The sequence below is a fragment of the Aquipuribacter sp. SD81 genome (assembly GCF_037153975.1).
Taxonomy (GTDB): Bacteria; Actinomycetota; Actinomycetes; order Actinomycetales; family JBBAYJ01; genus Aquipuribacter.
This window is the reverse complement of sequence record NZ_JBBAYJ010000008.1, coordinates 92,525-118,759: the sequence shown is the minus strand read 5'-3', so window position 1 is coordinate 118,759 and position 26,235 is coordinate 92,525. Positions and strand designations below refer to the sequence as shown.

Below are 26,235 nucleotides of genomic sequence, written 5' to 3'. Positions count from 1 at the left end.
CCCCCACCCACACAGGAGGACCTCCATGGCCGTCACCCGCGACGCCACCACCCGCTGGACCGGCGACCTGCAGTCCGGCAGCGGCTCCGTCAGCCTCGACTCCTCGGGCCTCGGCCCGTTCACCGTCTCGTTCCCCTCCCGCGCGGGCGACCCCGACGGTCAGACCAGCCCGGAGGAGCTCATCGGCGCCGCGCACTCCTCGTGCCTGGCCATGAACTTCAACGGCGTGCTCGGCCAGGAGGACCTGGCCGCCGAGAACCTCGTCGTGAGCGCGACGGTGACGTTCGACAAGGACCCGGCCGGGGGCTTCCGCATCTCCGAGAGCGCCATCACGCTGCGGGCGAAGGTCCCGGGCGTCGACGCCGACCGGTTCGCCGAGCTCGCCCGCAAGGCCGAGCAGACGTGCCCCGTGAGCAAGGCGCTCGCCGGCACCACGATCACGCTGGACGCGCAGCTCGAGAGCTGACGGACGGGGCCGCGCGGCGCCGGCCGCGGGGCCGTCCCGCTCACCCGTCAGGGCTCGCGGGACGGCTCCACGTCGGCGGCCGCGGCCCCCGTCGGCCCCGGCTCGCACGGCACGGCACCGTCGACCGGTTCCCCGGTCTCCGCGTCGACTACCGTGCCGGTCGCCTCGTCGAGGACGACGTCGGGGTCGCAGACGGGTGCGGTGGCGGGACCGCCGGGCGCACCGGTCGGCGCGACGGACGTCGTGCCCGACGGTGCGGGCGAGGCCGGCGCGCTCGAGGACGGCGCCCCGCTGCTCGGCACCGCGGTCGGCTCACCCGAGGGGGCACCCGTCGGCTCGCCCGAGGGGGCACCCGTCGGCTGGCCCGAGGGACCACCCGTCGGCTGTCCGGAGGGCGTGCCCGTCGGCTGACCGGACGGCGGCGCGGTCGGCTCACCGGACGGAGGTGCGGTCGGGGCCGTCGTCGGACGGGTCGGCCGGGTCGTCGTGGGTCGCGTGGTCGGGCGCACCGTCGGGTCGGTCGTGCGGGGCGGCTGCGTCGTCGGCGCCGTGGTCGGCCGGGTGGGCTGCGTCGTCGGCCGGGTGGTCGGCTCCCGCGGCGGCTGCGTCGAGGGGGGCCGGCCGGGCGTGGCGGTGCCGGGCGTGGCGGTGCCGGGCGTGGCGGTGCCGGGCGTGGTGGTGCCGCCGTCGCCGACGGGGCCGCCGGGGTACACGACCGACGGCGGCACCCAGCCGGGCGGGCCGGGCTGGCCGTAGACGGGGGCGGTGCCCCCCGGCACGGTCGTGACGTCGCCGTCGCGGTAGCCGGCGGCCGTGGAGAGCACGAGGTTCACGTACTCGGTGGAGTTGTTGTACCGGCGGACGGCCGCGGACGCGCCCGCACCGCCGATGTCGGCGCCGCCGGCGCACAGGTAGCGCGCCGCGGCGAGCGCGGCGTCGTCGATGTCCTGCGGGTTCCTGACCCCGTCCCGGTCGCCGTCGCTCCCCCAGCGGGCCCACGTGCCGGGGATGAACTGCATCGGGCCGACCGCCCGGTCGTACACGGGGTCGGCGTCCAGGGCACCGCCGTCGGTGTCGCGGATGACCATGGTGCCGGCGAGGCTGCCGTCCAGCCGGGGGCCGTAGATGCCCGGCACGGAGGTCCCGGCGGTGGTGACCACCGCGCCGCCGAAGCGGCCGTGGTTGGACTCGACGCGGCCGATGCCGGCCAGCAGCGCCCAGTCGATGCCGCAGCCCGGCTCCTCCCGGGCCAGGACCGCCGCCGCGGCGCGGTAGGCCCGGACGGTCGGCTCGGGGATGTCACCCTGACCGAGGCCCGCCGGGTAGGCCGAGGCGAGCGGCTCCTCGTAGCCGGGGATCGTGTACGGGTCGTCGTACGTGCCACCGAAAGGGTCGCCGTAGGGGTAGTCGCCGTACGGGTACTCGCCGTAGGGGTACTCGCCGTAGGGGTACTCGCCGGCCACGCCCTCGGGCCAGGTGGACGCGTCGCCCCACGCCTCGGCGCCCGCGACGTCGCCCCACACGCCGGACCCCACACCGCCGACGGGCCCGCCGGCCACGACGCCGGCGTCGCCGCCGTCGTGCTGCCAGCCCTCCAGCGCGAGGAGGTCGGTCGGCAGCGGGCCCGTGCCCGCGGCCAGCACCTCCGACGGCTGCTCCCAGGTCGCGCCCGAGGCGCCGCTGGTGACGGCCGCCACCGCGACGCACGCGACACCGACGGCCGCCGCGGCGGTGCGGGCCAGGGACGGCCGACGCGGACGCGCGTGCGCCTTCGTGCCGGGGCGCTCCGCACCGCCCGGCGTCGGGACGGCTCCGGTCCCCCCACCGTCCGGCCGGCTCCCCTCGCCGGCCGTGCGCACCCTGGGCATTCGCGTCCCTCGGTTCTCTGCTCCGCGCCGCCCCACGCCCGGGGCGACCTTCGTGAGGATAGGCGGTGGACCCGCCCGGGAGAACCTCTGTGCGCGAACTCGTCCCCCGGACGGCGGTACCCCGACGGTCCCGGCCGCGCACGGCCCGTGACGGGCGCCCGACCGCCGCCCGCCACGAGCCACGGCGGCGTGCGGCCTGGTCGTCCGCCGCGCCGCCGCCGTGGGCCAGGCTGGGCACCCGGTGCCGCAGCGCGGGAGGGTCCCGCGCGCCGCGGCGAGGTCGGGAGGCGGCGTGGGCGAGGTCGCCGAGCTGGTCGGCGTCACGGTCTTCGCGCTGTCCGGCGGTCTCGTGGCGGCGCGGCGCGGCATGGACCTCTTCGGCGCCGTCGTGCTCGCGCTCGCGGCGGGCCTCGGCGGCGGCACGCTGCGCGACGTGCTGCTCGGCGCGGTCCCGCCGACGAACCTCAGCAACGCGTGGGCGCTCGGCTGCGCCGTCGCGGCCGGGGCCGTCGCCTTCTACTGGGACCTCGGCCTCGCCCGGTTCCGCCGGGCCGTCCTCGTCCTCGACGCCGGCGGGCTGGGGCTGTTCACGGTCAACGGCGCCGTCACCGCGCTCGCCCTCGGGGCCCCGCCGCTCGCGGCGGTCCTGCTGGGCCTCGTGACGGGGATCGGCGGCGGGGTCGTGCGCGACCTGCTGTCCGGGCAGGTGCCGGTGGTGCTGCAGGACGACATCTACGCACTGCCCTCGCTGGCCGGCAGCGTCGCCGTCGTCGCGCTGTGGCAGACGGGCGCCTGGTCGGCCCCGGCCGGGGTGGGCGTCGCGGCCGCGGTCTTCCTGGTCCGGCTCCTGGCCCGCCGCCGCCGCTGGCACCTGCGGCGGACCGCGGCGCTGCCGCCGGCGTGGCCCGAGCACCCGCAGCCGCCGCGTCCGCCGGACACGGACCCTCCCCCCGCGTCATCCTGAGGGCCTCACAGCGTCCCGGGGGCTTGAGGACCCCGTCCCTCGTGCCGATCGACACCGCAGCGGGCCGTACGGGTCCGCCCCCGCACGCGCAGGCCGACAGGAGGTGGTCCGGCATGGCGAGGACCCCCTGGTCGGCGTCGCGGCGCGCGGCGTCCTCCCTCGCCCTCCTCCAGGCGACCCTCGACGCCTCGACCGACGCCGTGGTCGTGGTGGACGGCGACGGCGTCGTCCTCGCCGCGGGCCGGGCTGTCGCCGCCACGTGGGGGCTCGCCCGCGCGAGCGTCGCGGGGCTGTCCGCCGAGGAGCTGCTCGACCTCACGGCGGCCCGGACCACGGACCCGGCGGCCTTCCGCACGCGGATGTCGCTCGTCGGCGCCGACCCCGACGGCGAGGCCACCGAGGACGTGGAGCTCGTGGACGGCCGGGTCCTCCGCCTCCACACGGCACCACAGCTCGTGGACGGGGCCCCGGTCGGGCGGGTGTGGTCCGTGCGCGACCGCACGGCGGAGCGGCGCCTGGAGCAGGACCTGCGCCGGATGGCCTTCTACGACGACCTGACGGGGCTGGCCAACCGGGCGCTGTTCATGCAGCGCGGCCGGGCGATGGCCGACCGCGCGGTCGCCACCGGGCGCCCGCTCGCCGTCGTGGTCCTCGACCTCGACACGCTCAAGGTCGTCAACGACGACCTGGGCCACCAGGCCGGTGACGCACTGCTCCGCACCACCGCGGCGCGGCTGACCGCCTCGGTCCGGCCCGGCGACCTCGTGGCCCGCCTCGGTGGCGACGAGTTCGCCGCCCTCCTGCCCGACACCGACGGCGGCGTCGCCCTCGCCCTCGCCCAGCGCATGACGGACGCGCTCGCGACGTCCGTGGTCGTGGAGGGCCGGCCGGTGCACGCCTCGATGAGCGCCGGTACCGCCGCCGCGGCCGGCGAGGTGTCGCTCGAGCGCCTGCTGCACGAGGCAGACCTCGCGATGTACCGCGCCAAGGCCGACGGCCGCGGCCGCGTGCGGGCCTACGACTCCGCGGTCTCCCGCTCCGACCCGCGGCAGGCCGCGGCGGAGGTCGCCCGGCTCCTCGACGACCCCCGCAGCCTCACGACGGTGCTGCAGCCGATCTGCGACCTGGCCACCGGGCTGCTCGTGGGGCACGAGGCGCTCACGCGCTTCCCGAACCACCCCCACCGCGAGGTCGGCGAGTGGTTCACCCTCGCCCGCGCCGCCGGCCACGGCGCGGCGCTGGAGGCCCGGGCCGTGGCTCGCGCCCGGCGCCACCACGACCCCGACGAGGGCCGCTACCTCACCGTCAACGTCTCACCCGCGGTCCTCGGCGCGCCCGAGGTGCAGCGCTCGCTAGCCGGCGACCTGCGGGGCGTGGTCGTCGAGGTGACAGAGGACTCGCGGCTCGACCTGCCCTCGGTCGCGCTGCTGCTCGACGACCTCCGGCAGCGCGGCGCCCGCATCGCCATGGACGACACGGGCGCCGGCTACGACGGGCTGCGGCGGCTCGTCGAGCTGCGGCCGGAGATCGTCAAGCTCGACCGCGAGCTCGTCCACGAGGTACACGTCCGCCCCGAGAAGCGGGCCCTCGTGGAGTCGCTCGTGTCGTTCTGCCGCCAGACCGGCGCCGCCCTGTGCGCCGAGGGCATCGAGACCGCCGAGGAGCTGCGGGCGCTCGCGGAGCTCGGCGTCCAGCTCGGGCAGGGCTGGTTCGTCGGCCGGCCCGCGGCCGGCGCCCCCGAGGTCAGCGCGCAGGCCCTCGCCGCGTGCGGCGCGCTCCCGGTGACGCTCGGCGCGGGCGACCTCGGGCCGCTCCGGCAGCGCCTGGAGCGTGCCCGCACCGACTTCGACCTCACCCAGGCGGTGCGGGGGTCGGCGACGGCGCTCGGCGCCGACGACGTCCTGCTGTCGGTGCTGCGGCTGGACCGTCTCGTCGTCGTGCAGCCGCCCGGCTGGACCAAGGACGAGGTGAGCTACAACCTCGCCGACTACCCCGCCACCGTCCGCTGCCTGCAGGACGGGCGCCCACTGTCGGTGCGCACCGACGACCCGGACGCCGACGCCGGCGAGGTGCGCGTGCTGCGCGAGCTCGGGTTCCGCTCGGTCCTCGTGCTGCCCCTGCTGCACGACGGGGCCGCCATCGGCGTCCTGGAGGTGTACTCCCGCGCACAGCGGTCGTGGTCGGACCGCGAGCTGCGGCTGCTCGCCTACGTCGCCGACGAGGTCGCCGGCGCGCTCGACCGGGTGGAGCGCGGCGTCGGACCGGCCGGCGGGCTCTGAGCCCGACCGGGGGCTCCGAGCCGGCCCGGGGGACCGACCCCAGCCGTGCGCGGCCGCTCAGCCGCGCTCGCGGGCGACGGGCTCCTCGAGGAGCCCCGCGCGGTCCACCTTGCGGTGGTAGCGCGTGCCCGCGGCCCCGCCCAGCACGGCGCCGAGCAGCGCGACGAGCGCGGCGACGACCGCCGCCACGATGCCGCCGGTGGTGAGGTCGCCCTCGTTGACGGGGAGCCGCGGGAAGGCGTTGACCTGCGCGAGGACGTCGAAGCGGTCGCCCGCCAGCAGCCCGAGCACGGCGACCACCACCGCGACGACGACCGCCCAGAGCCACACCGCCACGCCCTGCTTCGCGCCGTCGAAGCGCGCCATGCGACCGGCGACGTAGCCGCCGGCGAAGTAGGCGAGGAGCAGCACCACGAGCAGGACGACGCCTGCGGCGATGCCGATCGTCTGCGGGTCGGACTGGACCGCGTCCTCCACCACGTCGGGCGAGGCCAGGCCGAACACGGCCCCCGCCCCGCTCAGCAGTCCCAGCAGGAGCGCGAGCAGCCCGACGGCCACGAGCCACCCGAAGAACGCCGAGCCGACCTTGACGCCGCCGTAGGCGTCCTTCTCCCGCGCCACCACGTCGTCCGGGTGGTTGGTGAAGAAGGTCGTCCCCGGCCCGCGCGGGTCCGTCGTCGGGCGCTCGCTCGGCCGGCCGGCCGCCACGGGGCGCTCCTCGACGCGGGTGTCGTCCTCGGCCCGGTGCTCGGCCGCGTGCTCGTCGCCGCGGCCGCCGTACCCGAGCTCCTCGGGCGGCACGGAGTCGTGGGGACGGTCGTAGCGGGGGTCGTTCGTGCTCATGGGGGCCTCCGGGGCGGGGACGCTCGTCACCCTCCGGGTACCCGGCCCCGGCGACCGCTAACCGGCCTGGGCCTCGCAGGGCGTGCCCGGCAGGAGCCACACCTCGCCGTCGCGGACCTCGACCCGGTGGCAGCGGGCGCGGACGACGGCCGGCAGGGACAGCGCCTCACCGGTCCGCAGCGAGAAGCGGGCGGCGTGCAGCGGGCACTCCACCTCGCCGTCCTCGACCCACCCGTCGGCGAGCGACGCCTCCTGGTGGGTGCACGTGTCGTCGAGGGCGAAGACCTCGTCGCCGTCGCGGAACACGGCGACGTCGTCGCCGGTGCCCGCCACGGTGCGGTCGACGACGAGCGCCCCGCCCTCGGGGACGTCGTCGAACCTCGCCACTCGGATGCCGTCAGCCACCCGCCCATGACAGCAGAGGGCACTGGACGACACCTCCCCGGGGCCCGCGCCCCGGTCCCGGAGAGCCTCCGGTCGAGGACGGACGCCGGGGTCCACGCGGTCCGCGTGCGCCGACGGGCGCCGTCGACCGGCGGGCGCCGCGGACCGGGGACCCGTCGTGCACGACCGTCCTGAGGGAACCCGTGCCCGACCTCGCTCATGCGCGACCGTGTCGCGCACGAGGGAGCCGCGCACAACCGTGTCGCGTGCGCCGCAGTCGTGCACGACACAGTCGCGTGCACCGCAGTCGTGCACGACACGGTCGCGAGCACCGCAGTCGTGCACGACACGGTCGCGTGAACCGCAGTCGTGCACGACACAGTCGCGGACGACGGACGTCGCGCACCGCCCCGCCTCGGCAGGGTCGTGCACGACACGGTCGTGCGCGACCGACCCCCTGCACCGCCCGAGGTCGGCGTGTCGCCCTCACCTCCGTCGGGTACTCCGGCTCCGCCGCGCAGTGGCGCGCCCACCGACCAGCACCCCACCGGAGGACCCCATGACCGTCGTGCTCGCCGTCGTCTGCGCGGACGGGGTGGTGATCGGCTCGGACTCCCAGATCACCGAGAGCGACCGCGGTCTCAGCTTCCCGGCCCAGAAGCTGCACGCCATGGGCGAGTGCGCCGCGTGGGGCGGGAGCGGCGCCCGCGGGGTGCTCAACGACCTCAAGCCGATCCTCGAGCAGTCGGCCGCCGCCATCCTCGAGTCGCCGGACATCGGCGACGAGATCCAGGAGCGCGTGCTGCCCGTCATGCGCAAGCACTACGCCAACTACATCGAGGACGTGCCCGGTGAGGGCGACGGCGGCGGGGTGTCGGCGTACCTGCTGGCCGCGGGCGTGAGCCAGGGGCAGCGCTGGATCGTCGAGATCAACCCCAACGGCCTGATCGGTCGCTACGAGGACGTCGGCTTCCACGCGATCGGCTCCGGTGCCCCCATGGCCCAGCAGGCGGGGGCGCTGCTGTCGCACTTCCGCATGACGGAGCGGCCCGTCGAGTACGGCGTCGTCGCCGTGGTCCGGGTGCTCGAGGCGCTGTCGCTCACCTCCCCCTCGGTCGGCGGGCCGCTGAGCGTCGCCCGCATCCGCGAGGAGGGCGCCCACCACCTCAGCGCCGAGGAGGTCGACGAGGCGCGCCGGCACGCCGAGCGCTGGGAGCAGCTGGAGAAGGACGCCCTCGACCACCTCTTCGACTGAGCACGGGTCTAGCGTCGGTACGTGACCTCAGGAGAGCGCCTTCGCGTCGGACTGTTCGTGCCGCAGGGCTGGCGGCTCGACCTCGTGGGCACCGAGCCCGCCGACCAGTGGGCCGCGATGCGTCGCGTGGCGGAGCGCGCCGAGGCCGGCCCGTGGGAGTCGGTCTGGGTCTACGACCACTTCCACACCGTGCCGCAGCCGACCGAGGAGGCGACGCACGAGGCGTGGACGCTCATGGGCGCGCTCGCCGCGGTCACCACCCGGGTCCGGCTCGGGCAGATGTGCACGTGCATGGCCTACCGCAACCCCGCGTACCTCGCGAAGGTCGCGGCGACGGTCGACGTCGTATCCGGCGGCAGGGTCGAGATGGGCATCGGGGCGGGCTGGTACGAGCACGAGTGGCGCGCCTACGGCTACGGCTTCCCCTCCGCCGGTGAGCGCCTCGCCGCCCTCGCCGAGGGCGTGCAGATCATGTCGGACCTGTGGCGCACCGGGTCGTCGACCTTCGAGGGCAGCCACTACCGCACGGACGGCGCCCTGTGCCGGCCGCTGCCGCTCCAGGAGGGCGGCATCCCGCTGTGGGTCGCCGGCGGCGGCGAGCGCAAGACGCTCCGCATCGCGGCCGAGCACGCCGCGTACACGAACTTCGACGGCACGCTCGAGGGCTTCCACCACAAGTCCGAGGTGCTCGCGGGGCACTGCCGCGACGTCGGACGGGACTTCGACGAGATCGTCCGGAGCGCGAACTACAACGTCGTGCTCGGCCGTGACGAGGCTGAGGTCGCGGAGCGCCTCGCCCAGCGGCGCGCCGTGCTGGAGTCCGTCGTCGGCGCGGAGGCGGCCGAGCGCGAGATGGGCTCCGTCGCACCGCACCTGCCCGGTGTGGGGACCCCCGAGCAGGTCGTCGAGAAGCTGCGCCCCGTCGTCGAGGCGGGCATGACGTACGCGATCGCCTACTTCCCCGAGGCGGCCACCGACCTCAGCGGGGTCGAGCTGTTCGAGCAGGAGGTGCTGCCGGCCCTGCAGGCCTGACCACCGGTCGGTCCGGGCGTGGGCCCGCGCCGGCGGGCCGAGGGCACAGCCGCGGACCGGGCTCCCTCGCGGCGCACGGGCCGCCCGAAGAGCCAGCCCTGGCCGAGCTCGACCCCGAGGGCCCGGGCCGCGGCGGCCTGCTCCCGCGTCTCCACGCCCTCCGCGAGCACCTGCCCGCCGTAGGAGCCCACGATGCGCACGACCGCCTCCACGACCGCGGCGGCGGTCCGGCCCGGCAGCGACTGCACGAGCTCGCGGTCGAGCTTGACGAGGTCCGGCCGCAGCCGGACCAGGCGGTTGAGCGAGGAGAAACCGGAACCGAGGTCGTCGAGGGCGACCTTGCACCGCTGCGAGCGGTAGTAGGCGAACACCCGCTCGAGGTGCTCGACGTCGGGCAGGTCGTGGGACTCCACGACCTCGAACACCACCTGCTCGAGACGGACGCCCGCGAGCGCCGCCGCCCGCTCGGTGGTGCGCAGGCACACCTCGGGGCGGTAGATGGACGTCGGCACGAAGTTGATGAACAGCAGCGCGTCGCCGAGCCACGGCCCGGCGTCCCGCAGCGCGGTCGTGCGTCCGACGCGGTCGAGCAGGTTCGTCCAGCCGGCCTGCTCCGCCGCGGCGAAGAGGTCGCCGGGCATGACGGGCGTGCCGTCGTCCCGCACCGCCCGCAGCAGGGCCTCGTGCCCGACGACGACCGTTGGGTCCTCGAGCCGGACGATCGGCTGGAACACGCTGTGGAACGCGGTCGACTCGGCGTGCAGCAGCGGGAGCAGGTGCGCGTTGTCGCGGCGCGCGGCCTCGGTGGCGAGCGACGGCGCGCGCATGGCGCGGGCGAGGAGCGACCGGCCGACGAGGTCGTCGGCGGCCACGGCGCCGTCGAGCAGGTCGCCGCCGGCGCCCCGGAGGCCGAGGACCCGGACCTCCGCCGCCTCGACGGGCGTGAGCTCCGCCGCCGCGGCGGCGAGGAAGCCCTGCGTCCCGGCGGCGTCCGTGTCCAGGCGGAGCAGGCCCGTGGTCTGCACGTGCAGCGGCGTACCGAGCCGGCGGGCCAGCGAGCGCAGCGCGGTCAGGGTGTGACCGACCGCGGAGGCGAGCAGCAGCCCACCACCGGGTGCCGGCCCGTCGGCGCGCGCGCACGTGCACGACGCGCACGCGGCGCCGGCCGGTCCGGCCGCGGGGCACCCGGGGTCGGTGGGGCTGGGCATCCGTCCTCCGTGGTGTGGGAGGCGCCGCTCACCCGTGGGCTGGAGGTGCGGAGGCGCTCGACCCGGTCATCGGGCGGGGGACGCCCCGCCTTGAGCACCCGGCCGCCGCGCGCGCACCGCGGGCGGGTGTGCGGCGGCCCGACGGGGGTAGGCACTGCTCGTGAGCGACGACCTCCAGCCCGCCCAGCAGCAGCAGCCGCCCGGCACGCAGGCCGACATGACCCCCGTGCCGGACTGCGGTGAGCACAGCTACGTCGGCCACGGCCGCCTCGAGGGCAAGCGCGCCGTGGTGACCGGCGGCGACAGCGGCATCGGCCGGGCCGTCGCGATCGCGTTCGCCCGCGAGGGTGCCGACGTCGTCGTCTCCTACCTGTCGGAGGAGGGCGACGCGCAGGAGACGGCCCGCTGGGTCGAGGAGGCCGGCCGGCGCGCCGTGCTCGTGGAGGGCGACATCTCCGACCCGGAGACCTGCCGCACCATCGTCCGCCGTGCGGTCGAGGAGCTGGGCGGCATCGACGTGCTCGTCAACAACGCGGCCTTCCAGATGAACCACGAGACCATCGAGGAGGTGAGCGACGAGGAGTGGCAGCGCACGTGGGCGACGAACGTCCACGCCATGTTCTGGCTCACGAAGGCGGCCCTGCCGCACATGGGGGAGGGCGCCTCGATCATCAACAGCTCCTCGGTGAACTCAGACACCCCGTCACCGACGCTCGCGCCGTACGCCGCGACGAAGGCCGCCATCGCCAACTTCTCCGCGAGCCTCGCCCAGCTGCTCGGTGAGCGGGGCATCCGTGTCAACAGCGTCGCGCCGGGTCCCGTGTGGACCCCGCTCATCCCGTCGACCATGCCCGCGGAGAAGGTCGCGTCCTTCGGCGGCGACACCCCGCTCGGGCGCCCCGGCCAGCCCAGGGAGCTGGCGCCCGTCTACGTGCTGCTCGCGAGCGACGACGGCAGCTACGTGTCCGGCGCCCGCGTCGCGGTGACCGGCGGCCGCCCGGTGCTGTGACGGTCGGTCACGGCGCCGTGGCCCCCGGGTGACACGACGGCCCAGGGCGAGCACGGCGCCGCCGGGGCGTATACCGTCCGTGCGTGCGAGGACCGCTGCTGGAGGCGACCGGGGCGCTCCGCGGTGCCTACGAGGCCGTCGACTGGGACGCGTCCCCGCTCGGCTGCCCCGAGGGCTGGTCGCCCGAGCTGCGTCACACGCTGCAGGCCGTCCTGGCCACGCGCTTCGCCGTCACGCTGCTGTGGGGTCCGGAGTACACGCTCGTCTACAACGAGGCGTACGCCAGGCTGATCGGCGAGAAGCACCCGCAGGCGCTCGGCCGGCCCGCGAAGGAGATCTTCCCGGAGATCTGGACCGACATCGCACCCCTGCTCGACGGGGTGCGCGAGACCGGCGTGGCGACCTTCCCCCTCGACATGCGCCTCGACATGGAGCGCAACGGCTCGCTCGACGAGGGGTACTTCACGTACTGCTACTCCCCCGTCCGGGCACCCGACGGGGAGGTGCTCGGGCTGCTCGACATCGCGCTGGAGACCACCGCGCAGGTCCTGGACCGGCGCCGCCTCGACGTGCTCACGCGGCTCGGCATGGTCCTGGCCGACGTCGACGAGCCGGCGGAGCTCGTGGCCGTCGCGACCGACCTGCTCGGCAAGGCCCACGACGACCTGCCGCAGGTCGAGCTGCTCGTCGACGGCGCGTCGCAGGTCTCCGACGCCGTGTGGCACGACCCCCTGCCCCCGGCGGAGCAGGCCGAGGAGGACCTGGTCCTCGTCGACGGCCCGCAGGGGCGGGTCGCGTGGCTCACCGTGCCCGTCCACGGGCCGCGATCCCGGCGGCCGCTGCTCGTCGTGCGGCTCAACCCCCTCGTGCCGGAGGACGGCCCGTACCGGGACTTCCTCGTCCTCGTGGGACGCGCCCTCGCCGCCGCCTTCGACCGCGTCCTCGCGCGCCAGGCCGAGCGCTCCGAGGCCGCCGCCGCACGGGCGATGTCGGAGGCGCTTCAGCGCAGCATGCTCACAGACCCGCCCGACCTCGCGCCGCTGGACGTCGCGGTGCGCTACCTGCCGGCGCGCAACGACAGCCGGGTCGGCGGGGACTGGTACGACGCGTTCCGGCTGTCCCAGGACGACGCCTGCCTCGTCATCGGGGACGTCGCCGGGCACGACCAGCAGGCCGCGGCGGTCATGGGCCAGCTGCGCAACGTGCTGCGCGGCGTCGCGCTCAGCGTCGGCACGCCGCCCTCGCGCGTCCTCGGGGCGCTGGACCGGGCGATGGACCGGCTGTCGCTGTCGGCCATGTCGAGCGCGGTCGTCATGGTCGCGGGGCTCGGGGGCGGGGACGGCGGCGACGGCACGACGATCGAGTGGTCGAGCGCAGGGCACCTGCCGCCCCTGCTGCTCGAGCCCGACGGCACCGTGCGCCTGCTGTGGTCCGACCCCGACCTCATGCTCGGGATCGACCCGACGACGGAGCGGCGGGACAGCCGCACCCACCTGCCGCCGGGCGCGACGCTCGTGCTCTACACCGACGGGCTCGTCGAGCGCCGCGACGTCGGGCTCGAGCTCGGGCTGGACCGGCTGCGCACCGCGGCCGAGGGCCTGCACGGCCTCGGCCTGGAGCAGCTGTGCGACCTGCTGCTGCAGCAGGTGGGTGGCGACCCCGAGGACGACATCGCCCTCGTCGCCGTCCGGCACCGCGCCGACTGAGGACCACCGGGCCGCACCACACGCCCGCTGGTGGCGTGTCGGTCCGGACCTGCTGGTTGACGACCCCCCGCACCGGGTACACAGCAGCATGACGTCCGGCAGTCCTGCCGCTGCGGACGCCGTGGTCCTCGGTGTGCTCGGCGCCGACGCGGACGACGCGGCGCTCCGTGGTGCCGTCGACCTCGTCCTCGCCTCGCCGCTGCCCATGTCGTACGCGCACGGCCCCGAGCTGCGCATGCTGTACAACGCCGCCTTCGCCGAGCTGCTCGGCACGGCCCACCCCGCCGCGTACGGCGCGCCCGCGGCGCAGGTGCTCGGCGACGTCTGGCAGCGCGGCTGGCAGCACGGCGCCGACGGGGTCGTGCGGGAGGGCCGCGGCGTGCTCGAGCACGTCGACCGGGGCGAGCGGACGTGGACCCGGTCGCACTCGCCGGTCCGGGCCGCCGACGGCCGGGTCACGGGCATCCTCACCGTCGCGGTCGAGACGACGCAGGGCCGCTCGGTCATCGACCGGCTCGGCCGGCTCGCCGCGGAGCTGTCGGAGGCGCTGACCCTCGACGACGTCGTGCGCGCGCTCCTCCGGCACGCCGTCGCCCAGCCGGGGCCCACCTACGCGCGGGTGTGGCTCGAGGAGCCGGCCCGCGGCGGCTGGACGACCGCTCGCCGGCTCGCGGCGGACGTCTCCGACCCGGCCGCCGAGCGGCTCCCCCTCATGTGGTCCGCGCCGACGCCGCGCCCCGACGCGCGCGTCGCGGCGGTCGCGGAACGGGGCGAGCCCGTGTGGCTGGAGGAGATGGGCGCGGGCGAGGTCGCCCCGCCCGACGTGCCGACCCTCGACGGGGTCGTCGAGCTCGACGCCGCCGACCGGGCGCTGCGCAGCGTCGCCCTGCTCCCCCTCGGCACCGGCCCGGACGGCCCGCGCGGGCTGCTGAGCCTCGGGCGCGAGGTGCCGGGTCCGTTCAGCACCGACGAGCGGGCCCTCATGACCTCCGCGGCCGCCCTCGCCGGCCGCGCCCTCGTGCGCGCCCGGCTCTTCGAGGAGCAGCGCGGCACCGGCTGGCTCCTGCAGCGCAGCCTGCTGCCGGACCGCCTGCCCGCGCCGGACGGCGTGCTCGTGGAGGGCCGGCACGAGCCCGCCTCGAGCGCCTCCGCCGCGACCGAGGTCGGCGGCGCCTTCTACGACGCCGTCTCGGTCGGGGACGGTCGGCTCGCCCTGCTCGTCGGTGACGTCGTCGGTCGAGGGGTCCCCGCGACGGTGCTCATGGGCCAGGCACGGGCCGCGCTGCGCGCGCTCGCGCTCGTCGACCCGTCACCCTCCGCCGTGCTGCACGAGGGGGACCGCGTGTTCCGCAGCCTCAGCGAGGCGAGCGAGGCCGCGAGCGAGGACGGCTCCCTCACGCTCGTGTACGCGCTCGTCGACCTCACCGAGGACTGCGTGCGGATCGCCTCGGCTGGGCACCCGACGCCGGTGCTCCGGCGTCGCGACGGCTCGACGGAGCAGCTGGCGTGCGACGTCGGCCCGCCGCTGGGGGTGCCGGGCGAGCGCCCGGTCACGACGGTGGAGCTCTCGGCGGGCGACCTGCTCGTCCTGTACTCCGACGGGCTACTGGAGCGGCCCGGGGAGACCGTCGCCGAGGCGATGGGCCACGTCGTCGACACGGTGGCCGCGGTGCGCGCCGCCGACCCCTTCGAGGTCGGCAGCCGCCTGCTCGACGGCCACGACGGGGCGCGCGAGACGGCCGTCCTCGCCCTCGGCCGGACGACGGCCCCGCACTCGACCGCCCGCACGACCCTGCCGGGCGACGCGACCGCGCCCCGCACCGCGCGCAGCTGGCTGCGGGCGCAGCTGCGAGGCTGGCACGCCACCTCGCGCGAGGACGACCTCGAGGCCGCCCTCACCGAGGTCGTGACGAACGTCGTGCTGCACGCCGGCACGAGCGGCACCCTCACCGCCCGTCACGGCGAGGGCCGGGTGTGGGTGGAGGTCGTCGACCGGGGCCGCCGCGGCGAGGCGCAGGCGCAGGACGTCGCCGACGACGCGACGAGGGGACGCGGCCTCACCCTCGTCGACGGGCTCGTCGACGCCTGGGGCGTGCAGCGCACGACGGCGGGGCACCGGGTGTGGTTCGAGGTGCACGACGGCGGCGCCCCGCCCGCGTGAGGTCGGCCCCGCCGGAGGCCGGGGTGTGAGATCCGGGTGGTCGGGTACTGCGGCTGCGAGCGCTCCGGCGCCCACCCTGACGTCCCCTGCTCCCGGAGGTTCCCATGACAGAGCCCCTGAACGCCGCCTGGGTGACGGTCGCGGACTTCGTGCCCCGGCTCGTCGCGTTCCTTCTCATCCTCGTCGTGGGCTGGGTCCTCGCCCGCCTGCTCGCCAAGGCCGTCGACAAGGTGCTCGAGCGCGTCGGCTTCGACCGCGCCGTCGAGCGCGGCGGCATCGCCCGCGCCCTGCAGCGCAGCCGCTACGACGCCTCGACCATCGTGTCGAAGCTCGTCTTCTACGCGCTGCTGCTGCTCGTGCTGCAGCTGGCCTTCGGGGTCTTCGGGCCCAACCCGGTGAGCGAGCTGTTGACGGGCATCATCGCGTTCCTGCCGCGCCTCGTCGTCGCCATCGTCATCGTCGTCGTGGCGGCCGCCATCGCCTCCGCGGTGAAGGACCTCATCGCCGGCACGCTCGGCGGCCTGTCCTACGGCCGCGCCCTCGCGACCATCGCGAGCGTCTTCATCATCGGCATCGGCGTCATCGCCGCCCTCAACCAGGTCGGCATCGCCACCACCGTGACCACCCCCGTCCTCATCGCCGTCCTCGCCACGATCGGCGGCATCCTCGTGGTCGGCGTGGGTGGTGGCCTCGTGCGCCCCATGCAGTCGCGCTGGGAGGGCTACCTCGACACCGCCGGCCGCGAGACCGAGAACGTCAAGCGCGAGGTCGAGCGCACCCGCGCGGACCGCGCGGCCGAGGCGGCGCTGGAGCAGCAGCGTTCCGAGCAGCGGGAGGCCCAGGAGCGCGCCGCCCAGGAGCGCGAGGCCGAGGCGCGTCGGGCGCACGAGGAGGAGCAGGCCCGGCAGGCCGAGCGGGCACGGCAGGCCGAGCAGGAGGGCCGGGGCGAGCCGGTCCGGGGCGGGCAGGAGCGCGACGCCGGCTCCGGCGCGTACGCCGCGGGCTACGGCGCGCGCGAGGACGCGTACGAGGAGCAGGGCGGCGACGCCTGGGGCGAGCCCCGGGAGGGGGCCTACCAGGGGCGGCGCGAGGGTTCCTACGACACCGCCGGCGACAGCGGGTACGACAACGCGTACGGCGGCGGGTACGGCAGCGGGTACGGCAGCTACGAGGACCTCGAGCGGCCGCGGGCGGAGCAGGAGGACCGGCGCGAGGTCGACCTCACCGACGACGCCACCCAGCCTCAGGAGCAGCAGGACCGTCGGTGGTGACCCCGCGCTGCTGACCGCGCCGCAGCCTCGGACGAGGGACCGAGGACGGTGAGCACCGCCGCGCAGGTGGTGCTCACCGTCCTCGGCGCCGTCACGGTCGCGGCGGTGCTCCGCGACATCTTCCTCACGATCTTCCACCCGAGCGGGCAGGGTCGCGTCGCCACGGCCGTCCTGCGCGGCACGTGGGCGGTCACCGGCCTCCGTGACGGGCGGCTACGCCGGGTCAGCGGGCCGGCCGGCCTCGTCCTCGTGATCGTGGCCTGGACCGGCGGCACGGCGCTCGGCTGGTCGCTCGTGTACCTGCCGCACGTGCCCGAGGGCCTGTCGTACGGGCCGACGCTCCTGTCGGACCTGCGCTCGCAGGTCGTCGACGCCGCGTACTTCTCGCTCGTCACCCTGGCGACGCTCGGCTACGGCGACCTCGTGCCGCAGCAGGCGTGGCTGCGCCTCGTCGCGCCGCTGCAGGCGCTGACGGGCTTCGCCCTCATCACGGCCGCGGTGTCGTGGGTGCAGCAGGTGTACCCGGCGCTGGGCCGGCGTCGCGCGCTCGCGGTGCGGCTCGACGGGCTGCGCTCGTGCGCGGCAGCCGACCGTGTGGCGCGGCTGGAGGGCACCGCGGCCCTCGGCCTGCTGGAGCCGCTGTCGGGCGAGCTCGCCCGCGTGCAGGTCGACCTCGTCCAGCACCCGGAGTCGTACTTCTTCCAGGACGCGACGGACGACGAGAGCCTCGCGGCGACCGTCGGCTACGTACCCGCGCTCGCGCGCGCAGCCCGTCACGCGCCCGCCGAGGAGACGCGACTGGCCGGTGAGCTGCTCGAGCGCTCGGCGGACGGCCTCGCCCGCGCCCTCGTGGACCAGGGTCTGCTGCGCCGGCACGTCGAGGGGACGGGTGAGGACGGGGCGGTGGCGGCGCGCGACGTCTTCCGCGCCTACGCCGTCGACCACGGCCGCGCCGGCTGAGGCCCGCCCGACGTCGCGGTGTGTCGGCGCCCCCGCGCCACGGAGGCCCCCGGCCCGGGTCGTCACGCCCCGTCCGGACGGGTGGTGACGACGGACCGCCCTCACCTGCGCGGCGTGGCGGCCGAGTACATCGGTGTGACACGTGCCGGAGCCCCGAGGAGTCCCGCGGGTCGCTGGCTCGTGACCTGGCGCGCCCTGGCCGCGCTGCTCGTCGTGGCCGTGCTCGGCCTGGTGCTGGGCGCCGTGGCACTCGAGCGGCAGGAGTCGCGGCGCCTGTTCGACGACCTCGTCGCGGAGGCGCAGCTCGTCGTGGACGCCGCCGTCGAGCCCGGCCTCGACCGCACGGACCCGGTCGGCGACCTGCGCGCCGGCCCCCACCACGACCGAGTCCTCGCCGCAGTCGACCACCTCGTCGAGAAGGGCCGTGTCGTGGGCGTGCAGGTCCTCGGCCCCGACGGCGCGGTGCTGCTGAGCGACCACTCCGACGGCGACCCCCTGAGCGCGGACGAGCTGGCCCTGCTCGACGCCGTGACGACCCGTGGCCCGCAGGTCGTCTTCGAGCGCGACGAGGGACGGGAACCCACGGCCACGGTGCTCGTGCGGCCGGACGTGCTACCGGTCGACAGCGGCGTGGTCGTCGAGGTGCTCCTCGCCCAGGACACCGTGGCCGCTGCGCTGCGCGACACCGCACGCCGGCTGTACGGCGCGTCGGGGGCGCTCGTCGTCGTCATGGTGCTCGTGGTCGTCGGGGTCCGTCGTCGGGCGGTCGCGCGCGAGCACGAGTCGCTCCACGACCCGCTCACCGGCCTCGGCAACCGGGCCTTGCTGGGGCGGGCAGCCGGGGACCTCCTCCGGCGGCGCGGTCCGGCGCACGAGCAGTCCGCCCTCCTCGTGCTGGACCTCGACGGCTTCAAGCTCGTCAACGACAGCCTCGGGCACGCGGTCGGTGACCGGCTGCTGGAGCTGGTCGCGCGTGCGCTCGCCGGTGCCGTCCGACCGGGCGACACCGTGGTCCGGCTCGGGGGCGACGAGTTCGCCGTGCTGGCGAGCCGGCTGCCGACGACCGAGGCCGCGCTCGTCGTGGCGGACTCGGTCGAGCGTGCGGTCCGACAGCCCTTCGACGTCGACGGGGTCTCGCTGGAGGTGGGCGTCAGCGTCGGAGTCGCGGTCAGCCCGGCCGACGGCGACGACCTCGGCACGCTGCTGCGGCGCGCGGACGTCGCCATGTACCAGGCCAAGCGAGACGGCGGCGGCAGCCGCCGCTACGACGAGGCGGCCGACCCGCACGACGCCGACCAGCTCCGGCTGCTGTCGGACCTCCGGACCGCCATCACCGAGGGTCAGCTCCGCCTGTACTTCCAGCCCAAGGTGGCGGTGCGGGAGAGCCGCACCGTCGCCTTCGAGGCGCTCGTGCGCTGGGAGCACCCGGCCCACGGCCTGCTGCAGCCCGCGCAGTTCGTGCCGCTGGCGGAGCGGACGGCGCTCATGCGGCCCCTGACGTGGTGGGTGCTGCGCGAGGCGGTCCGCCGGTGCGCCGACTGGCAGGCCGCCGGACACGACGTCGGCGTGGCCGTCAACATCTCTCCGCAGACGCTCCTCGACCCCGACCTGCCCCTCACGGTCGTCGACCTGCTCGCGGAGACCGGTCTGTCCGGGTCGCTGCTCGAGCTGGAGATCACCGAGACGGCGGTGATGGCCGAGCCCGAGCGGGCGCTGGACACGCTGCGACGGCTCCAGGCGCTCGGCGTCTCCGTGGCCATCGACGACTTCGGCGCCGGCTACACCAGCCTGTCGTACCTCAAGACGCTGCCCGTCAACAGCCTCAAGATCGACCGCCGCTTCGTCACCCACCTGCTCGAGGACGCGCGCGACGAGGCGGTAGCACGCTCGGTCGTCATGCTGGGGCACGACCTCGGCATGACGGTCGTCGCCGAGGGCGTCGAGACGCCCGGGGTCCGTGACCGGCTGCGCGAGCTCGGGTGCGACGAGGTGCAGGGGTTCCTGCTGGCCAGGCCGATGGCCGCCGACGAGGTCGACGGCTGGCTGCTCGACCAGGTGGGTCCCGCGGCCGTGACCCGCGACGCGGACGTCGCCACCGCCGGCTGAGGCCCGCCCGACCGGTGAGTCCCCGGGCCGGCCACGGTCCACCACCCGTGACCGACCTGCTGCCCGGCGCCGAGGCCCTCGGCGCCCTCACCGTGTTCGTGCTCGACGTCGAGGCGGAGGCGGCCTTCTGCCGCGACGCTCTCGGGCTGACGCCCGTGCTCGCCGACGAGCAGTCGGCCGTCGTCCGTCTCGGCGCCACGCTGCTCAACATGCTGCGCGCCGACGCCGTCGGCGACCTCGTCGCCCCGGCGCGCTCGGCCGCGGTCGGCGAGACGGCCCGCATGCTCCTCAGCCTCTGGGTCGACGACGTCGACGCGGTCTGCGCCGAGCTCGGCCGTCGCGGCGTCCCGCTGCTCAACGGCCCCGTCGACCAGCCGTGGGGCAAGCGGACCGCGGCGTTCCGCTCCCCGGCGGGCATCGTGTGGGAGGTCGCGCAGGACCTCTGATCCGGGACCCGAGAGCCGGGCCGCTCCCGTACGGCCACCCCCACCAGGCAGTGCCCGTGGACAGAAGCAGAGGCCCGGGCCGGCGCATCCGCCGACCCGGGCCTCCTCTGTCTCAACCTTGCGCGCGCCCGGAGGGACTCGAACCCCCAACCTTCTGATCCGTAGTCAGATGCTCTATCCGTTGAGCTACGGGCGCACTCGCCTGCGCCGTCGAGCGGCGCGGACCGCAGAAGACTACCGGACTCCCCGGCGTGGGTACGAACCCGCCGGGGCGGACCCGACACGCCGTCCCGACCGCGCCGGGGGCGCGGTCGCTACCGTCGGGGGTGTGAGGTTCCTCGTCAGGGTGCTGTCGACCGGGGTCGCCGTGTGGCTCGCGACGCTCGTCGTGCCGGGCATCGAGCTGGGGGCGGGCGGCACGGCCGAGGCGGTGTGGACGCTGCTCGTCGTCTCGGTCGTGATCGGCGTGGTCAACGCCGTGCTGCAGCCCGTGGCGAAGACGCTCGGCTGCCTGCTCTACCTGCTCACGCTCGGCCTGTTCGGGCTCGTCGTCAACGGGCTGCTGTTCTGGCTGTCCGGGTGGCTGTCGGGACGGCTCGGCCTGCCGTTCGACGTCGACGGCTTCTGGGCCGCGTTCTGGGGCGCGCTGATCGTCGCCGTCGTGGGCGGGATCGTCGGCGCGGTCCTGCGCCGCCCGCTCGGCGTCGAGCGCTGAGCAGCCCTCACCGCCTCACCGCGCCGACCGGGACCGGCACCGGGCGCGGGTCGGGGAACGAGCCGTCCCCGAACAGCACCCTGCGGGCGAGCGCGCGTCCCGGGCCGGTGCGCAGCGCCGCGAACGCCGCCTCGGCCTGACGGGACCCCCGGACCCGCGCGAGACCGTCGCGCAGCAGCAGCCGGCCGCGGAAGCGGGCCCGCAGCGCGGCGCCGTCGTAGTGCCGCAGCGCGTCGGACCGCCCGGTGCGCAGCGCGTCGGTGAGCACGTCGGCGGCGTGGTCCGACAACCGCAGGCACGGGTCGAGCCCGCCCGCGGTCAGCGGCGACACCGCGCCGGCCGCGTCGCCCACGAGCAGGCCCGCGGGTGAGGCGATGCGGCGCAGCAGGCCCCCCACCGGGATCGGCCCGCCCCGCTGCTCGACGCCCACGTCGGCGGGACGCCTCACGCCGACCGAGCGGGCCACCTCGTGCACGTCCTGCACGACCCGTCGCAGCGGCGAGGCGAAGCGGTGCGCGTAGCCCGCGGTGCCCACGTGGGCGTGCCGGCCGTCGTCCACGACCCACGCGAGGTAGCCCGGCGCGAGCCGCGGGTCGACGACGCAGTGGAAGGTCGGCTCCCGGTCCTGCGGCGCGACACCGAACACCTCCTCCGCGCCGACGAGCAGGTGCGTGTTGCGGTCGAGGCCGAGCTCACGGGCCACGCGGGACCGCGCGCCGTCGGCCCCGACCACGAACCGGCACCACACGTGGCCCGCACCGTCCGGGCCCTCCAGCCGGACCACGACGCCGGCCGGCGTCCGCAGCAGCCCGTCCAGACGGGCGCCGAGCAGCACCCGCACCCCGGCACGCTCGGCGGCGGCCTGCGAGGCGACGTAGAGCGGACCCATGTCGCCGACGCGGAACTCGTCGACGTCGCTCGCGAGGTCCACCGGGCGGCGCAGGCTCGGCGGGTACAGCACGACCCGTCGGATGGGCGGGCCGAGGTGCTCCTCCGGCAGGTCGAAGTCGACGAGCGTCCGGCGGACGAAGATGCCCGTCGTGCGAACGGCCGCGGCCAGGTCGTGGCGGCGGTCGACGAGCACGACCTCGTGCCCGTTGGCGGCGAGCCGGGTCGCGACCCGCAGACCGGCCAGACCCGCCCCGACCACGAGGACGTCGCACGTGGTGCTCACCGCTCCTCCCCCGCCTCGAGGCGCAGCGCCCCGGCCGACCCGGCCGCGTCGGCTGCGTCGTCGTCGGCGACGTACTCGAGCAGGTCGCCGGGCTGGCACCGCAGCACGCGGCACATCGCCTCGAGCGTGCTGAACCGGATCGCCTTGGCCCGGCCGTTCTTGAGCACGGCGACGTTGGCGGGGGTGAGGCCGACCGCGTCGGCGAAGTCGCCGACCTTCATCTTGCGGCGCGCGAGCTCGACGTCGATACGCACCACGATGGGCACTCAGATCACCCCGTCCAGGTCGGTGCGCAGCGCGGTCGCCTGCAGCAGCAGCGCCCGCACCACGAGCAGCAGCAGGGCGAGCACGGCCCCCGCGACGGCCATGAGGCCGAGCAGGAACGACAGGCCGGTGAGGCCGAAGGCGAGCAGCAGGTGCGCGACCTCGCCGAGCAGCAGCAGCTCCGCCACGACGACGGCCGCGACGATCGCGTCGAGCCAGCGGGAGGAGGCCTCGGTGAAGATGCGGTCCTGCTCGACCATCGTGAGCAGCCGCCACGTGCACACCACGACGACCTGCAGGCACACGACGTGCAGCACCGAGACCACGAGCACCGGTGCCCGCAGGTAGGCGAGGTCGGGGTTGGCCTCGGCGAGCCGGGCGAGCTGGTCCGGCAGCGTGTGCACCTGCGCGACGACGAGCGCGACGAAGGCGACCACGAGCAGGACCCGGAGCGGCGCGACCGCGCGCCTGGCCAGCAGCATGCATCGACAGTCGCGCACTACCTATCGAAAGTCAATCGGTCAGGCGGGTGGTCGACGACGCGTCCACCGGTTTGCGGCGACGACGCCGCGCCCGGATGCTGAGGGGTGCCCAGGGACGACCAGCAGGACGCCTCGACCGAGCAGCCCGTCCCGAACCCCTGGCGGGCCCTCGCGGTCACCCTGCTCGCCGGGTTCATCGTGCTGCTCGACGTCACGATCGTCGCGGTCGCGCTGCCGTCGCTGCAGTCCGACCTCGACACCGGCGCCCCCCAGGTGCAGTGGGTCGTGTCCGGCTACACGCTCACCTTCGCCCTCGTCCTCGTGACGGGCGGGCGGCTCGGCGACGCGTGGGGCCGGCGCCGCATGTTCGTGGTGGGGCTCGCCGGCTTCGTCGCGTGCAGCGCGCTCGCGGGCCTCGCCCCTTCGATCTGGTGGCTCGTCGCGGCGCGGCTGCTGCAGGGCGTGGCCGGCGGGGCGCTCACGCCGCAGAACGCGGGGCTCATCCAGCAGCTCTTCGCCCGCGAGGAGCGCGGGCGCGCCTTCGGCTGGCTCGGCGGGACCATCGGGCTCGCGACGGCCCTCGGCCCCGTTCTCGGCGGCGGCATCCTCGCCCTCGCCCCCGGGGAGGACGGCTGGCGGTGGATCTTCTTCGTCAACGTCCCCGTCGGACTCGTCGCCCTCGTGCTCGCGCTGCGGCTGCTGCCGCGCGACGAGCCGCGCGGCCGGCTCCGGCTCGACGTCGTCGGGACGCTGCTGCTCGGCCTCGCGACCTTCGCCGCGCTTCTCCCGCTCGTGACGGCCGAGGCGGGCGGCCTGCGGCGGTTCTGGTGGCTGTTCGCCGTCGCCGCCGCGCTCGGGGCGCTCTTCGTCCGCTGGGAGCACCGCGTGGTCGCGCGGGGCGGCGCGCCGCTGCTCGACCCGCGCCTGGTCACCCGCACGCCCGGCTACGCCGCGGGCGTCGCGCTCATCAGCGTGTACTTCGTCGGGTTCTCCGGCGTCTTCCTCGTCCTCGCGATCTTCTTCCAGACCGGGCTCGGCTGGACGCCGCTGCAGTCCGGCCTCGCCGTCACGCCGTTCTCGATCGGCTCCGCCGTCGCCGCCGTGGTGGCCGGACGGCTGGTGGGCCGGCTCGGGCGCCGGCTGACGGTGCTCGGGCTCGCGGGCGTCGCCGCCGGCTTCGCGCTCACGGCGGTCGCGCTCGCCCTCGCGCCGTCCGCGGTCGCGGCCTTCTGGGCGGCGCCCGCGCTGCTGCTCGCCGGGGTCGCCGGCGGGTGCGTGATCTCCCCCAACACGACGATGACGCTGTCCGACGTGCCGCCGGGGTCCGCGAGCGTCGCGAGCGGCACGCTGCAGACCGGCCAGCGGGTGGGCGCGGCCATCGGCACCGCGCTCCTGCCGGCCCTGTTCTACGTCGTGCTCGCCGACGCCGACCCGCGCCGCGCGGTCGCCGCCGCGCTCGGCGGCTCGGTCCTCGTCGTGCTCGTCGCCCTGGGTGTCGCCGTCCTCGACCGCCGCGCCGAGGCGCGCCGGCAGACCCGTCGCCCCGAGGAGGCGGTCAGGACCGGCAGGTGACGGTGCCGGCGAGGCGGGACCGCGGTCGGAACCGCCCGCGCCCCGCCGCCCGCGGAACGCCCCGGGTGGCTACAGGCACCGGAGCCGGTGGCCGATACCAGGGTCGAGCGGCGCGCCGGGCGTCCTCTCGCCGCCGGGACGAGGAGGGCCCATGCGCGTCGCGCTCGTGGCCAACGGCCTCGGCGACTACGTCGTCCGGATCGCCGCGGGCATGTCCGAGGTCATCGGCACGGCGGGCGGGTCCGTGCTGGTCGTCGTCCTGCCGCCGGTGCCCGTGACCCGGGGCCGCTGGCTCGCCCGCGTCGTCGCGGGAGGGGCGGTCGACGCGGTCGCCCTCACCTCCGTCATGGACCCGGTGTCGGGCGAGGCCTGCGTCGCCGACCTCCTCGAGCAGGCGGCGGGTGTCCCGCTGGTCACCCTCGGGGTCGCGCACCCGGCGGTGCCCGACGTCAGCTGCGACAACGCCGCAGGGGCCTCGGCCGCCGCACGGCACCTCCTGGGCCTCGGCCGACGCCGCCCCCTGCTCGTGGCCGGCATGGCGGACAGCACCGACAGCACCGTGCGGGAGGCGGCGTTCCTCGCCACCTGTGAGCAGCTGGGCGTGCCCGGCGGCGAGGTCCGCCTGCTGCGGGCGGGCTACTCGCGCGAGCTCGCCTACCGCCGCACGACGGCGCTGCTGCGCGAGGACGCCGTCGGCGGCACCCGTGCGCCGGACTGCGTCTTCGCCGTCAACGACGAGATGGCGATGGGCGTGGTGGACGCCCTCACGGTGCACGGGCTGCGGGTGCCCGACGACGTCGCCGTGGTCGGCTTCGACGCCACCGAGGCCGCGGTCGCGGTCGAGCCCGGCCTCACGAGCCTCGACCAGGACCTGCTGGAGCAGGGACGCTGCGCCGCCCGGATCCTGCTCGCGCGGCTGCGGGGCGGTCGCGTGCCGCGACGGGTGCGGACGAGGGCACGGCTCGTCGTGCGCGGCTCGACCGACCCCGCGGCGGCGCGCGAGGACCCGGGGCCGGCGGTGCCCGCGGGCCCCGCGGGAACCACCGCCCGCAACCACGAGCTGCTCCTGCTCCACCCGGGTCTGCTGAGCGCCTCCAGCGCGCCGGACCTGCGGGCGGAGCTGGCGGCCCTGCTGCCGCGCACGCCGCTGCGGCGGGTCCTGCTCTCGCGTGCCCGCGACGGCGAGGGCGAGCTCGTGCACGGTCACGGTGTGGACGTCGACGTCAGCCCGGTGCCGCGCTTCGCGCTGGAGCGGCTGGTGCCGACCTGCGTGGAGACCCAGCTCGACCACGGCCTGCTCGTCGTCCACCTGCTGACCGACGGCGACCGCGAGACCGGGGTGCTCGTGCACGAGCACGACGCCGCGCACCGCCTCAGCGGCGAGGCGCTGCACCGCGTGCTCACCGCGGCGCTCGCGCGGCTGGTCCGTGCCGAGCAGCTGCAGGAGCACGCCGCCGCCCTCGAGGAGCTCGTGACCTCGCGCACGGCGGAGCTGCGGGAGGCGAACGAGCGGCTGCGGGCCGCGCTCCTCGTCGACGGCCTCACGGGCCTGCAGAACCGGGGCTCCTTCGACGCGGCCCTGCAGGCCGCGTGGGACGAGCACGAGCGGACGGGTCAGCCGTTGAGCGTCCTCATGTGCGACGTCGACCACTTCAAGGTCTACAACGACGTCCTCGGGCACCTCGCGGGCGACCGCTGCCTCCGGGCCGTCGCCGGGTCGGTGGCCGAGGCGGTGCGGGGCGGGCGCGACCTCGTCGCCCGCTTCGGCGGCGAGGAGTTCGTCGTGCTCCTGCCCGGCGCGGACGCCGAGGCGGCCGACAAGGTGGCGCGTCGGGTCCTGCGCCGGCTGCGGGCGGCGGGGCTGCCCCACCCCGGGGCGGCGTCGGGGCGCGTGTCCGTCAGCATCGGTCACGCCACGAGCGCCCGGCCGGACGTCCTCGGCGAGCCCGCCGTGCTCGTCGGCCGTGCCGACCAGGCGCTGTACCGGGCCAAGACGCTCGGGCGCGACCGCAGCGCGGGCTGGGTGGACGCCGGGACACCGTCGGTGACCGCGAGCCCCTGAGGGCGCCC

22 protein-coding genes and 1 tRNA gene are annotated in these 26,235 nt (G+C 76.2%); 15 read left to right on the top strand and 8 right to left on the bottom strand.

The window, feature by feature from the left end; all coding sequences use genetic code 11:
- Positions 1 to 25: 25 nt before the first annotated feature.
- Positions 26 to 466, top strand: coding sequence for an OsmC family peroxiredoxin (locus WAA21_RS06730; RefSeq protein WP_336922007.1), 441 nt, complete (start codon positions 26 to 28; stop codon positions 464 to 466).
- 47 nt (positions 467 to 513) lie between these two features.
- On the opposite strand, the gene WAA21_RS06725 is transcribed toward WAA21_RS06730, so the two are convergent.
- Entirely contained in the window at positions 514 to 2,163 is a 1,650-nt protein-coding gene (locus WAA21_RS06725; RefSeq protein ID WP_336922006.1) for a lytic murein transglycosylase, read from the bottom strand.
- A 463-nt stretch (positions 2,164 to 2,626) separates the two neighbouring features.
- Here WAA21_RS06725 and WAA21_RS06720 point away from each other — a divergent pair, with 463 nt between their 5' ends.
- Together WAA21_RS06720 and WAA21_RS06715 are read left to right on the top strand one after the other, a co-directional pair.
- Entirely contained in the window at positions 2,627 to 3,298 is a 672-nt protein-coding gene (locus WAA21_RS06720) for a trimeric intracellular cation channel family protein (RefSeq protein WP_336922005.1), read from the top strand.
- A gap of 113 nt (positions 3,299 to 3,411) precedes the next feature.
- Positions 3,412 to 5,577: an EAL domain-containing protein gene (locus WAA21_RS06715; protein ID WP_336922004.1), complete on the top strand. Its 2,166-nt coding sequence runs from the start codon at positions 3,412 to 3,414 to the stop codon at positions 5,575 to 5,577.
- A 57-nt stretch (positions 5,578 to 5,634) separates the two neighbouring features.
- Here the strand turns inward: WAA21_RS06715 and WAA21_RS06710 are convergent, their stop codons facing one another.
- Positions 5,635 to 6,420, bottom strand: coding sequence for a hypothetical protein (locus WAA21_RS06710; protein WP_336922003.1), 786 nt, complete (start codon positions 6,418 to 6,420; stop codon positions 5,635 to 5,637).
- Positions 6,421 to 6,477: 57 nt separating this feature from the next.
- Positions 6,478 to 6,825 (bottom strand): bifunctional 3-phenylpropionate/cinnamic acid dioxygenase ferredoxin subunit, encoded by a 348-nt coding sequence (locus tag WAA21_RS06705; protein WP_336922002.1) that lies wholly within the window; start codon positions 6,823 to 6,825, stop codon positions 6,478 to 6,480.
- Between the two features lie 538 nt (positions 6,826 to 7,363).
- Here WAA21_RS06705 and WAA21_RS06700 point away from each other — a divergent pair.
- On the top strand, positions 7,364 to 8,059 hold the full coding sequence (locus tag WAA21_RS06700) for a hypothetical protein (RefSeq protein WP_336922001.1): 696 nt from the start codon (positions 7,364 to 7,366) through the stop codon (positions 8,057 to 8,059).
- 21 nt (positions 8,060 to 8,080) lie between these two features.
- Positions 8,081 to 9,091, top strand: coding sequence for an LLM class F420-dependent oxidoreductase (locus WAA21_RS06695; protein WP_336922000.1), 1,011 nt, complete (start codon positions 8,081 to 8,083; stop codon positions 9,089 to 9,091).
- On the opposite strand, the gene WAA21_RS06690 is transcribed toward WAA21_RS06695, so the two are convergent.
- Positions 9,013 to 10,299, bottom strand: a complete 1,287-nt coding sequence (locus WAA21_RS06690; protein ID WP_336921999.1) for an EAL domain-containing protein — start codon at positions 10,297 to 10,299, stop codon at positions 9,013 to 9,015. The two genes, WAA21_RS06695 and WAA21_RS06690, sit on opposite strands and share 79 nt — an antisense overlap.
- 160 nt (positions 10,300 to 10,459) lie before the next feature.
- Between WAA21_RS06690 and WAA21_RS06685 the strand changes: the two genes are divergently transcribed.
- The 7 genes from WAA21_RS06685 (at position 10,460) to WAA21_RS06655 (ending at position 19,958) form a co-directional block, all read left to right on the top strand.
- Positions 10,460 to 11,308, top strand: coding sequence for a glucose 1-dehydrogenase (locus WAA21_RS06685; RefSeq protein ID WP_442893242.1), 849 nt, complete (start codon positions 10,460 to 10,462; stop codon positions 11,306 to 11,308).
- 83 nt (positions 11,309 to 11,391) lie between these two features.
- Positions 11,392 to 13,014 (top strand): SpoIIE family protein phosphatase, encoded by a 1,623-nt coding sequence (locus WAA21_RS06680; RefSeq protein ID WP_336921998.1) that lies wholly within the window; start codon positions 11,392 to 11,394, stop codon positions 13,012 to 13,014.
- A gap of 88 nt (positions 13,015 to 13,102) precedes the next feature.
- Complete coding sequence (locus tag WAA21_RS06675) at positions 13,103 to 15,175, top strand: SpoIIE family protein phosphatase (protein ID WP_336921997.1); 2,073 nt, start codon at positions 13,103 to 13,105, stop codon at positions 15,173 to 15,175.
- Positions 15,176 to 15,279: 104 nt separating this feature from the next.
- Positions 15,280 to 16,446, top strand: coding sequence for a mechanosensitive ion channel family protein (locus tag WAA21_RS06670; protein WP_336921996.1), 1,167 nt, complete (start codon positions 15,280 to 15,282; stop codon positions 16,444 to 16,446).
- A gap of 48 nt (positions 16,447 to 16,494) precedes the next feature.
- A complete protein-coding gene (locus WAA21_RS06665) occupies positions 16,495 to 17,406 on the top strand; it encodes a potassium channel family protein (RefSeq protein WP_336921995.1) in 912 nt (303 codons plus the stop codon).
- A 180-nt stretch (positions 17,407 to 17,586) separates the two neighbouring features.
- Complete coding sequence (locus tag WAA21_RS06660) at positions 17,587 to 19,512, top strand: putative bifunctional diguanylate cyclase/phosphodiesterase (protein ID WP_336921994.1); 1,926 nt, start codon at positions 17,587 to 17,589, stop codon at positions 19,510 to 19,512.
- Positions 19,513 to 19,559: 47 nt separating this feature from the next.
- Positions 19,560 to 19,958: a VOC family protein gene (locus WAA21_RS06655; RefSeq protein WP_336921993.1), complete on the top strand. Its 399-nt coding sequence runs from the start codon at positions 19,560 to 19,562 to the stop codon at positions 19,956 to 19,958.
- Between the two features lie 123 nt (positions 19,959 to 20,081).
- Here the strand turns inward: WAA21_RS06655 and WAA21_RS06650 are convergent.
- Positions 20,082 to 20,154, bottom strand: a tRNA-Arg gene (locus WAA21_RS06650).
- A 132-nt stretch (positions 20,155 to 20,286) separates the two neighbouring features.
- Between WAA21_RS06650 and WAA21_RS06645 the strand changes: the two genes are divergently transcribed.
- Positions 20,287 to 20,673: a phage holin family protein gene (locus tag WAA21_RS06645; protein ID WP_336921992.1), complete on the top strand. Its 387-nt coding sequence runs from the start codon at positions 20,287 to 20,289 to the stop codon at positions 20,671 to 20,673.
- Between the two features lie 7 nt (positions 20,674 to 20,680).
- On the opposite strand, the gene WAA21_RS06640 is transcribed toward WAA21_RS06645, so the two are convergent.
- The 3 genes from WAA21_RS06640 to WAA21_RS06630 are packed head-to-tail and all read right to left on the bottom strand — an operon-like array spanning position 20,681 to position 22,593.
- On the bottom strand, positions 20,681 to 21,847 hold the full coding sequence (locus WAA21_RS06640) for an NAD(P)/FAD-dependent oxidoreductase (RefSeq protein WP_336921991.1): 1,167 nt from the start codon (positions 21,845 to 21,847) through the stop codon (positions 20,681 to 20,683).
- Positions 21,844 to 22,113, bottom strand: coding sequence for a helix-turn-helix domain-containing protein (locus WAA21_RS06635; RefSeq protein WP_336921990.1), 270 nt, complete (start codon positions 22,111 to 22,113; stop codon positions 21,844 to 21,846). Before WAA21_RS06635 ends, WAA21_RS06640 begins: the two co-directional genes overlap by 4 nt.
- Positions 22,114 to 22,593 carry a DUF2975 domain-containing protein gene (locus WAA21_RS06630; RefSeq protein WP_336921989.1) on the bottom strand — a complete coding sequence of 160 codons (480 nt, stop codon included), beginning with the start codon at positions 22,591 to 22,593 and terminating at the stop codon, positions 22,114 to 22,116.
- Between the two features lie 105 nt (positions 22,594 to 22,698).
- Between WAA21_RS06630 and WAA21_RS06625 the strand changes: the two genes are divergently transcribed.
- Positions 22,699 to 24,165 carry an MFS transporter gene (locus tag WAA21_RS06625; RefSeq protein ID WP_336921988.1) on the top strand — a complete coding sequence of 489 codons (1,467 nt, stop codon included), beginning with the start codon at positions 22,699 to 22,701 and terminating at the stop codon, positions 24,163 to 24,165.
- 151 nt (positions 24,166 to 24,316) lie between these two features.
- Positions 24,317 to 26,227, top strand: a complete 1,911-nt coding sequence (locus tag WAA21_RS06620; protein WP_336921987.1) for a diguanylate cyclase — start codon at positions 24,317 to 24,319, stop codon at positions 26,225 to 26,227.
- Positions 26,228 to 26,235 lie beyond the last annotated feature (8 nt).

Bases quoted from the DNA above. Each gene is read 5' to 3' on its own strand.
- WAA21_RS06730 (WP_336922007.1), top strand. From the start codon at position 26: ATGGCCGTCACCCGCGACGCCACCACCCGCTGGACCGGCGACCTGCAG.
- WAA21_RS06715 (WP_336922004.1), top strand. From the start codon at position 3,412: ATGGCGAGGACCCCCTGGTCGGCGTCGCGGCGCGCGGCGTCCTCCCTC.
- WAA21_RS06710 (WP_336922003.1), bottom strand. From the start codon at position 6,420: ATGAGCACGAACGACCCCCGCTACGACCGTCCCCACGACTCCGTGCCG.
- WAA21_RS06700 (WP_336922001.1), top strand. From the start codon at position 7,364: ATGACCGTCGTGCTCGCCGTCGTCTGCGCGGACGGGGTGGTGATCGGC.
- WAA21_RS06690 (WP_336921999.1), bottom strand. From the start codon at position 10,299: ATGCCCAGCCCCACCGACCCCGGGTGCCCCGCGGCCGGACCGGCCGGC.
- WAA21_RS06675 (WP_336921997.1), top strand. From the start codon at position 13,103: ATGACGTCCGGCAGTCCTGCCGCTGCGGACGCCGTGGTCCTCGGTGTG.
- WAA21_RS06670 (WP_336921996.1), top strand. From the start codon at position 15,280: ATGACAGAGCCCCTGAACGCCGCCTGGGTGACGGTCGCGGACTTCGTG.
- WAA21_RS06630 (WP_336921989.1), bottom strand. From the start codon at position 22,593: ATGCTGCTGGCCAGGCGCGCGGTCGCGCCGCTCCGGGTCCTGCTCGTG.
- WAA21_RS06620 (WP_336921987.1), top strand. From the start codon at position 24,317: ATGCGCGTCGCGCTCGTGGCCAACGGCCTCGGCGACTACGTCGTCCGG.